Raw genomic sequence first — 8,541 nt, forward strand, 5'->3', positions numbered from 1 at the left:
TCGCGAAGCGACGCGACGAAGGAGCGCCCTTGAGGGACCGGCCCGACACGGAAGGACAGTGGACTGGCGGGACGCCCCCAGCCCTCCCCCGATCCGGATCGAGAGAGCACCGCCCACCCCCGACCCCCCTACCCCCGAACCCCCCGTGTCTCCGCGTCGTGCCGGAGGGCCGCTTCGCAGGGTGGGGTGGTGCTCAGGGCCACGAGGGAGAGGGTGTTCAGGAGGCCGCCGTTGGTGACGACCAGGTCCCAGGGGCCGTTCTTCAGGGAGGTCGCGGGGGCCGGGCCGGCGCGTCGGGACGTGACCTGCCAGCCGCGTTCCGTCAGGGCCGCTTCGAGCGTCCGCCACCGGCCCGGGTCGGCGGGGCCCGAGCCGGTCCAGTCGGCGACGCAGTCGGCCAGGTCCCCCTCCTGCTCGGGATGAGGGGTGCCCGGGGTCAGGCCCGCCGCGGCGGCGGCGTCGGCCAACCCGGCCTGCGCTTCGGCGCGCGAGGGGTGCGAGGGACCTCCCCCCGCGGCGGCCGGGTCGATCTCGCGGACCCGGAACCAGCCGTGGTCGGTGTCGTCCCCGGCCGTGGACCACAGGAGCCCGCACACCACGGCGACGCCCGCTCCGGCCAGCCCCACCGCCCCGGCCGCCGCCCCGGCCGCCCACTTCGTTCTGCCCATGGCGGCGATCATCCCCCGCGCCCCGGGCGGCCCGGCCCGCGGCCCCCCTCGGGGCCTCAGTCCTCCGGCGGGAACACCGGTTCGCCCGTGGCCGAGAGGGTGATCAGGATGGCTTCCACCGGGCACCCCTCGGCGGCCGTCAGGGTGGGTTCGTTGGCGTCGGTCTCCGGGGAACGGGGGTGGGACTGGCGGGCCGAGTCCAGGGCGAAGGCCTCCGGGGCGTGGTTCACGCACATGCCCGAGCCGATGCAGACCCCCCGGTCCACCTCGATCTGCCAGCGGTCCCCCATCACGCACCCGCCGGGAGGTGGATCATCTTGTGCTCCAGGTACTCGCTCAGCCCCTCCGGCCCGAACTCCCGCCCCAGGCCGCTGTTCTTGTAGCCGCCGAACGGGCCCAGCATGTCCAGGCTGAAGGTGTTCACGTTGAAGGTGCCCGTGCGCACCCGGCGCGCGAAGTCGACGCCGTGCTCGACGTCGGCGGTCCAGACGCTGCCGCTGAGGCCGAACTCCGAGTCGTTGGCCACCCGCAGTGCCTCCTCCTCGTCCCCGTACGGAATCAGGCAGACGACCGGCCCGAAGATCTCCTCGCGGGCGATCCGCATCGCGTTGTCGACGTCGCCGAAGAGGGTGGGCTCGACGTACCAGCCGCGTTCCAGGCCGGCCGGGCGGCCGCCGCCGCCGGTGAGGATCTTCGCGCCCTCCTCCTGGCCGATCCGGATGTAGTCCAGGGACCGCTGCTGCTGGCGCTGCGCGACGAGCGGGCCGAGCTGGGTCGCCGGGTCCAGCGGGTCGCCGACGACGAGGGCTCCGGCGGCCGCCGCGAAGGCGTCGGCGTACTCCTCGTAACGGCTGCGCGGGGCGAGGATGCGGGTCTGGGCCACGCAGGCCTGGCCGTTGTTCATCCAGGCGGCGGGCACGATCCCCGCGACGGTGGCGGCCGGGTCGGCGTCGGGCAGGATCACGGCGGCGGACTTGCCGCCGAGTTCGAGGGTGACCCGCGTCAGGTTGCGGGCGGCGACCTCCATGACCCGGCGGCCGGCCGCGACGGAGCCGGTGAAGGAGACCTTGTCGACGCCGGGGTGGCCGACGAGGTACTCGCTGACCTCCCGGTCGGCGGGCAGGACGGAGAGCACGCCCTCCGGCAGCCCGGCCTCCCGTGCGATGTCGGCCAGGATGTACGAGTCGAGCGGGGCCTCCGGCGAGGGCTTGAGGACCACCGAGCAGCCGGTGAGCAGTGCCGGGGCGAGCTTGGCGGCGGCCACGAACTGCGGGACGTTCCAGGGGATGACGGCGGCGACGACCCCGACCGGCTCGCGGCGCACGAGGATCGGCCCGAGCGCGCCCTGGCGGCGCTCCTCGTAGGGGTAGCCGGCGGCGACCTTGATGGCGGAGTCGTAGACCATCATCGCGCCGAGGGCCTGGGCGAGGACGCTCCAGGAGTACGGGGAGCCGTTCTGGGAGCTGATGGAGCGGGCGAGTTCCTCGTGGCGGACGGCGATGGCGTCCTTGATCCGGGTGACGACGGCGATCCGTTCGTCCAGGGAGAGCCGGGGCCAGGGGCCCTCGTCGAAGGCCTTGCGCGCGACGGAGACGGCCCGGTCCACATCGGCGCGGGAGGCGTGCGGGACGCTGCCGATGACCTGCTCGGTGTGGGGGGAGACGACGCGGATGGTGTCGGTGCCCAGCGGCTCGGTCCATTCCCCGCCGATGAACAGGTGTCCGTGTTCCACGAGCTCGGTCATGGCTGATGCCTCCTGAGGCTGCGCGCGGTGTCGCAGAACTGATACCAGTTCTAGTTCCAGGAGTCCACGGCCAGGACGGGGCCGCTCCGAAGATCCGAGGACTGGTCAGAAAGCCGGGGAGATGGTCGACTTGGGCGACTACTGAAACACGTTCTCGCCTGACCGCTCGACCGCCCGACCGCTCGACCGCCCGACCGATCCGCAGTGAGCCAGGGAGTCCTCATGTCAGAGGCCACGCCAGAGGTGACGATGAAGGCCGATCCGGAGGTCACACCGAAGGCCGATCCGAAGGCCGATCCGGAGGCCGCACCGAAGGCCGCACCGAAGGCCACCCCAGAAGCCTCCCCAGAGGCCGAGCCGCACGTCATCGAGCACGGCGGAGGTGTCTGGGGCATCAAGGTCCCCATCCCCGACAACCCGCTCGGGCACACCCTCGTCCACGTCCTCGACACCGACCGCGGCCCCGTCCTGATCGACACCGGCTGGGACGACCCCGCCTCCTGGGACGCCCTCGCCTCCGGGCTCGGCGTGCTCGGGCTCTCCGTCGCCGACGTGCACGGGGTGGTCATCACCCACCACCACCCCGACCACCACGGGCTGTCCGGGCAGGTGCGGGAGGCCTCCGGGGCGTGGATCGCCATGCACGCCGCCGACACGGAGGTGGTCGTGCGGACCCGCTCCGCCGAGCCCGGCGTCTGGTTCGACTACATGAGCGGGAAACTGACCGCCGCCGGAGCCCCCGAGGAGCACGTCGCCCCGCTGCGCGCGGCCCGCGCGAGCGGCCGACTGCGGACCCTGCCCGGACTGCGGGCCGCCGTCCCCGACCGGGAGATCGTCCCCGGCGAGCTGCTGCCGCTCGCCGGGCGCCGGCTCCGCGCGATCTGGACCCCCGGCCACACCCCCGGCCACGTCTGCCTCCACCTGGAGGAGGAGCACCCGGCCCGCCTGCCCGGCAACGGCCGGCTCTTCTCCGGCGACCACCTGCTGCCCGGGATCTCCCCGCACATCGGCCTCTACGAGCACCCGGGGGACACCCGCGTCACCGATCCCCTCGGCGACTACCTCGACTCCCTCGAACGCATCGGGCGCCTGGAGCCCGCCGAGGTGCTCCCGGCCCACCAGTACGCCTTCACCGACGCTCCCGCCCGCGTACGGGAGCTCCTGGATCACCACGAGGAGCGGCTGACCGGGCTGTGGCGGCTGCTGGCCGAGCCGCTGACCCCCTGGGCGCTCGCGGAGCGGATGGAGTGGAACCGCCCGTGGGAGCGGATCCCGTACGGCTCCCGGAACATCGCCGTCTCGGAAGCGGAGGCGCATCTGCGGCGCCTGGTGAAGCAGGGCCGCGCAGAAGCGGTACCGGGTACCGAGCCGGTGGAGTACCGGGCGCTGTGAGGGGCGCGGGGCGCCCCCCGGTAAGGGGCGCCGGTGCCCGCCGCCCCCGGACCGGTGGGCTACGGGCCGGTAGAGTGGGGCCGTCGTCCACACCTCAGTACGGGGGGAAGCCGGTGCGAATCCGGCGCTGACCCGCAACCGTGACCCGGCCCGCCCCGCGGGACGGGGAGCCGGAATGCCCCGTACGGGAGGTGCGCGGCTCGTGCCGCCGGGGCCTCCGGCGGCCGGCACCGTCGAGGTAAGCGGAGCCGGAGCCCGGTGCCCGCGTGTGCCTGCCTCCGACTCCCCAGCACGAGAGGCACCCGCCCCACCATGAACGTCCGCCGCAGCGCCGCCGCGCTCGCCGCCTCCGCCGTGCTCTGCGTGGGCGCCGCCCCCGCAGCCCTCGCCGACACCGCTCCGCCCTCCCCGTCCGCGCCGCCGGTCGTCCCCTCGGGCCTGTTCGGCAAGGCCGACCCGACGTACGACGGCGTGTGGCGCCAGTCGATCGCGCTGCTCGCCCAGCGGACGGCGGGCGAGCAGCCCGCCGCGCAGGCCGTGGACTGGCTCACCGGCCAGCAGTGCGCGAACGGCGGCTTCGCCTCCTTCCGCGCGGACGCCTCCAAGGCCTGCGACGCGACGACGATGTTCGACACCAACGCCACCGCCATCGCCGTGCAGGCGCTGAAGGCGATCGGCGGCAAGGACGCGGCGGTCAAGAAGGGCGTGGACTGGCTGAAGTCCGTCCAGAACGAGGACGGCGGCTGGGCCTACGTCCCGGGCTCCCCCAGCGAGGGCAGCTCCACCTCGATCGTGGTCAGCGCGCTCGCGGTGGCGGGAGAGAAGCCGGCCGAGGTCAAGTCGAAGGCGGGCAAGTCCGCCTTCGACGGACTGCTCGCCTTCCAGCTGGGCTGCTCCGCCGAGCCGGCCGCCGACCGCGGCGCCTTCGGCTACCAGGCCGCCGACGGCAAGCTCCCCGCCAACGCCGACGCCACGGCCGCCGCCGTGCTGGCCGGTCTCGGCAAGGGCGCGGTCGTCGACCCCGCCGCCACGGACACCCCCGCCGCCGCGCTGCCCTGCCCGGCGGGCGCCACCGACCCGGCGGGCGCCGCCCAGGGCGCGGCCGGCTACCTCGCCGAGGCCCTGAAGAAGGACGGCCACCTCACGGCCGTCACCCCGGGCGCCGACCAGCCCACCGCCGACACCGGCAACACCGCCGACGCCGTGATCGCCCTGGCCGCGGCCGGCCACCGGCAGGCGGCGGCGGGCGCGCTGGAGTGGCTGAAGAACAACTCCGCCGACTGGTCCAAGGGCAACCCTGCGGCGCTGGGCACCCTGGTCCTCGTCGCGCACGCCACCGGCACCGACCCGAAGGCCTTCGGCTCCGCCGACCTGGTCGGCGCGCTGAACGCCACGGGCCCCGCCCCGCAGGCGGCCGACACCGAGCCGAAGAAGGTCGAGAGCGACGGCGGCACCGGTTCCGGCGGCCAGAACGTCTGGTGGATCGTCGGCGCGGGCGCCGCGGCCGGCATGGGCATCGGCATCCTGCTGAGCGGCCGCCGGAAGAAGAACCAGCTGTGATCCGCCGTCCGCGCACCGCGGCCGCCGTGCTCCTGGGCCTCCTGCTGACCCTGATCGCCGCTTCCCCGGCCCTCGCGGCGGGCTACCGCTACTGGTCGTTCTGGGACGGCGCGGGCGGCAACTGGGCGTACGCCACCCAGGGTCCGTCGACGGCCCGGCCCGCGGACGGCACGGTCTACGGCTTCCGCTTCTCGGTCAGCAAGGACGCGGCGGCCGAGGCGGCCCGGCCGCGCGCCGCCGCCGACTTCGAGGCCGTCTGCGCGGGAACCCCTGCCGCCGACGGCAAGAAGCGGGTGGCCGTGGTCCTCGACTTCGGGGTGCCCGAGGACGCCCCCGGCGGTGAGCACCCGCCGCAGGACGCCCCCCGCACCGCCTGCGCCCAGGTCGCCCCGGAGGCCACCGCCGCCGAGGCACTGGCATCGGTGGCGAAGCCGCTGCGCTACAACAGTGCCGCCCTGCTGTGCGGGATCTCCGGCTACCCGAAGACGGGCTGCGGCGAGCCGATCGAGGACTCCGGGTCCAAGGCCCCGGCGGCTTCCCCCACGGCGTCCGCCGGTCCGGCGGACGCCGACGCGGCCCCCGCCGGCGGGGGCTCCGGCCCCTCCGCGGGCCTGGTCGCGGGCATCGCGGCCGTGATCGCCCTCGCCGCGGCCGGTGTCTGGCAGTCCCGCCGCCGCGGGCGATGACGCACGGCGCCGCAGGGACGCACGCACCCCCGGCCGGGCCCGGCGCGGACCGGGCCGGTCGGGGGGTGCGCGGGGCGACGTACAAGAAGGGGACGGCCTGGCGGGCTCCCGAGGCGCGGCGCAGCAACGCCCTGCACGCGGGGGCCTGGTGGCTGTGGGCCCTCGGGCTCGCCACCGCCGCCTCCCGGACCACCAATCCGCTGCTCCTCGGGCTGATCGTCGGCGTCGCCGGGTACGTGGTCGCCGCCCGGCGCACCGCCGCGCCCTGGGCCCGGTCCTACGGCGCGTTCGTCCGGCTGGGCCTGTTCGTCATCGGGCTGCGGCTCCTCTTCTCCGTGCTGCTCGGCTCCCCCCTGCCCGGCGCGCACGTCCTGTTCACGCTGCCCGAGCTCCCGCTGCCCGGCTGGGCGCAGGGCATCCGCCTCGGCGGCCGGGTCACCGCCGAACAGCTGGTCTTCGCCTTCTACGACGGCGCGAAGCTGGCCGCGCTGCTCATCTGCGTCGGCGCCGCCAACGCCCTGGCCAATCCGGCGCGGCTGCTGAAGTCGCTGCCCGCCGCCCTGTACGAGGTGGGCGTGGCGGTGGTCGTCGCCATGACGTTCGCGCCGAACATGGTCGCGGACGTGGCCCGACTGCGGACCGCGCGCCGGCTGCGCGGCCGGCCCACCGGCGGGGTGAAGGCCGTCCTCCAGATCGGACTGCCGGTACTGGAGGGGGCCCTGGAGCGTTCGGTGGCCGTCGCCGCCTCCATGGACGCGCGCGGCTACGGCCGCACGGCCCGGGTCCCGGCCGCCGTCCGGCACACCACCAACGCGCTCACCCTGGGCGGCCTCCTCGGCATGTGCGCCGGCACTTACGGGCTGCTCGCGGCCGAGGGCGCCGCGTACGGGCTGCCCGTGCTCGGCATCGGACTGGTCCTGGCCCTGGCCGGGCTGCGCCTGGGCGGCCGGCGCAGCGTGCGGACCCGCTACCGGCCCGACCGGTGGGGGGCGCGGGCGTGGCTGGTCGCCGGGTCGGGGGCGGCGGTCGCGGCCCTGCTGGTCCGGGCCGCTTCGGTAGACCCGGAGGGGCTGCGGCCGGGCGTGGTCCCGCTGGTCGCGCCGACGCTGCCGCTGTGGCCCGCGGCGGCGATCCTGATCGGCCTGCTTCCCGCCTTCGTGGCACCCGTACCGTCCGAGGAGTCCGCGCAGTGATCCGCTTCGAGCAGGTGTCGGTGACCTACGACGGCGCCGCGCACCCCTGCCTCCAGGGCGCCGACTTCACCCTCCCCGAGGGGGAGCTCACCCTCCTCGTCGGTCCGTCCGGGGTGGGCAAGTCCACCCTGCTCGGGGCGGTGTCCGGGCTGGTCCCGCACTTCACGGGCGGCACCCTGCGGGGGCGGGTGACGGTCGCGGGCCGCGACACGCGCACCCACCGGCCGCGGGAGCTCGCGGACGTGGTGGGCACGGTGGGCCAGGACCCGCGGGCGCACTTCGTGACGGACGTGGTGGAGGACGAGCTGGCGTACGGCATGGAGTCGCTGGGCCTGCCACCGGCGGTGATGCGCCGCCGGGTGGAGGAGACCCTCGACCTGCTGGGCCTGAACGAACTCCGCGACCGCCCCATCGCCACCCTGTCCGGCGGCCAGCAGCAGCGGGTCGCGATCGGCTCCGTCCTGACCCCGCACCCGAAGGTCCTGGTGCTGGACGAGCCGACGTCCGCCCTGGACCCGGCGGCGGCGGAGGAGGTCCTCGCAGTGCTGCAGCGCCTGGTCCACGACCTGGGCACGACGGTGCTGATGGCGGAACACCGGCTGGAGCGGGTCGTGCAGTACGCCGACCGGGTCCTGCTGCTCCCCTCCCCGGGCGCGGCCCCCGTGGTCGGCACCCCGGCCGAGATCATGGCCGTCTCCCCAGTGCATCCGCCGGTGGTCTCCCTCGGCCGGCTGGCGGGCTGGTCCCCCCTGCCGCTGTCCGTCCGCGACGCCCGCCGCACGGCCGCCCCGCTGCGCGCCCGCCTGACCGGAACCACCTCCGTCCCCCTCACCGCCGCACACGAACACGCCGCGCCGACTCCCGGGCACGGGGCCGGGGCCGCGTCCGGGCCCGGGCCCGCGTCCGGCACGGCGGCGGAGCCGGTGGCAGCCGTCGACGACCCCGCGCCCGGCACGACGGCGGAGCCGGTGGGGGCCGTCGACGACCCTGCGCCCGGCACGGCGGCGCAGCCGGTGGCAGCCGTCGGCAACCCCGCACCCGGCACGACGGCGCAGCCGGTGGGGGCCGGGGCTCGCCTCCCGGCGCAGGGTGGTGGGGCGGGTCGTGCCGTCGCGGCCCCGGCGGGCGGAGGCCCGCGCTCCGGCCCCGGGCTGTTCGCCCGGCTGCGCGGGCGCCGCCCCGCCCACGTGACCCGCGCGGCGGCCACGATCGTCCCGGAGACGTCGGAGCCCGGCGTGTACGGCAGGGGCCACACCGGGCGGAGCGGCTCCGGCAGCGCCGCGAAGTTCCGTTGCCCG

At 75.9% G+C, this 8,541-nt stretch carries 8 protein-coding genes and 1 riboswitch; of the genes, 5 read left to right on the forward strand and 3 right to left on the reverse strand.

The genetic code is table 11. The features are described 5' to 3' along the window. Positions 1–128: 128 nt before the first annotated feature. From ABZW32_RS37845 to ABZW32_RS37855, 3 genes are read right to left on the reverse strand one after another with little or no spacing between them, the layout of a single operon-like run. Positions 129–668, reverse strand: coding sequence for a hypothetical protein (locus ABZW32_RS37845; RefSeq protein WP_356225173.1), 540 nt, complete (start codon positions 666–668; stop codon positions 129–131). 56 nt (positions 669–724) lie between these two features. Beyond that, the gene (locus ABZW32_RS37850; RefSeq protein WP_356225175.1) at positions 725–958 is read right to left on the reverse strand and encodes a ferredoxin; all 234 of its coding nucleotides are present in this window, start codon (positions 956–958) and stop codon (positions 725–727) included. Continuing rightward, a complete protein-coding gene (locus ABZW32_RS37855) occupies positions 958–2,412 on the reverse strand; it encodes an aldehyde dehydrogenase (protein WP_356225177.1) in 1,455 nt (484 codons plus the stop codon). The genes ABZW32_RS37850 and ABZW32_RS37855 overlap by 1 nt, the downstream gene beginning before the upstream one ends. A 222-nt stretch (positions 2,413–2,634) precedes the next feature. Here ABZW32_RS37855 and ABZW32_RS37860 point away from each other — a divergent pair, with 222 nt between their 5' ends. From ABZW32_RS37860 to ABZW32_RS37880, 5 genes are all read left to right on the forward strand, one after another. Next, the gene (locus tag ABZW32_RS37860) at positions 2,635–3,804 is read left to right on the forward strand and encodes an MBL fold metallo-hydrolase (protein ID WP_356225179.1); all 1,170 of its coding nucleotides are present in this window, start codon (positions 2,635–2,637) and stop codon (positions 3,802–3,804) included. Positions 3,805–3,907: 103 nt separating this feature from the next. Beyond that, positions 3,908–3,985: riboswitch (cobalamin riboswitch) on the forward strand. Positions 3,986–4,116: 131 nt separating this feature from the next. Further along, positions 4,117–5,364, forward strand: coding sequence for a prenyltransferase/squalene oxidase repeat-containing protein (locus ABZW32_RS37865; protein ID WP_356225181.1), 1,248 nt, complete (start codon positions 4,117–4,119; stop codon positions 5,362–5,364). Continuing rightward, positions 5,364–6,050 (forward strand): SCO2322 family protein, encoded by a 687-nt coding sequence (locus tag ABZW32_RS37870; RefSeq protein WP_356225185.1) that lies wholly within the window; start codon positions 5,364–5,366, stop codon positions 6,048–6,050. Before ABZW32_RS37865 ends, ABZW32_RS37870 begins: the two co-directional genes overlap by 1 nt. After that, positions 6,023–7,243: an energy-coupling factor transporter transmembrane protein EcfT gene (locus ABZW32_RS37875; RefSeq protein WP_356225187.1), complete on the forward strand. Its 1,221-nt coding sequence runs from the start codon at positions 6,023–6,025 to the stop codon at positions 7,241–7,243. The genes ABZW32_RS37870 and ABZW32_RS37875 overlap by 28 nt, the downstream gene beginning before the upstream one ends. Next, a partial coding sequence (locus ABZW32_RS37880; protein ID WP_356225183.1) for an ATP-binding cassette domain-containing protein occupies positions 7,240–8,541 on the forward strand: 1,302 nt, incomplete at its 3' end. The genes ABZW32_RS37875 and ABZW32_RS37880, both read left to right, overlap by 4 nt.

The sequence above is a fragment of the Streptomyces sp. NPDC004667 genome, assembly GCF_040609475.1.
Lineage (GTDB): Bacteria > Actinomycetota > Actinomycetes > Streptomycetales > Streptomycetaceae > Streptomyces.

Bases quoted from the DNA above. Each gene is read 5' to 3' on its own strand.
- ABZW32_RS37845 (WP_356225173.1), bottom strand. From the start codon at position 668: ATGGGCAGAACGAAGTGGGCGGCCGGGGCGGCGGCCGGGGCGGTGGGG.
- ABZW32_RS37850 (WP_356225175.1), bottom strand. From the start codon at position 958: ATGGGGGACCGCTGGCAGATCGAGGTGGACCGGGGGGTCTGCATCGGC.
- ABZW32_RS37855 (WP_356225177.1), bottom strand. From the start codon at position 2,412: ATGACCGAGCTCGTGGAACACGGACACCTGTTCATCGGCGGGGAATGG.
- ABZW32_RS37860 (WP_356225179.1), top strand. From the start codon at position 2,635: ATGTCAGAGGCCACGCCAGAGGTGACGATGAAGGCCGATCCGGAGGTC.
- ABZW32_RS37865 (WP_356225181.1), top strand. From the start codon at position 4,117: ATGAACGTCCGCCGCAGCGCCGCCGCGCTCGCCGCCTCCGCCGTGCTC.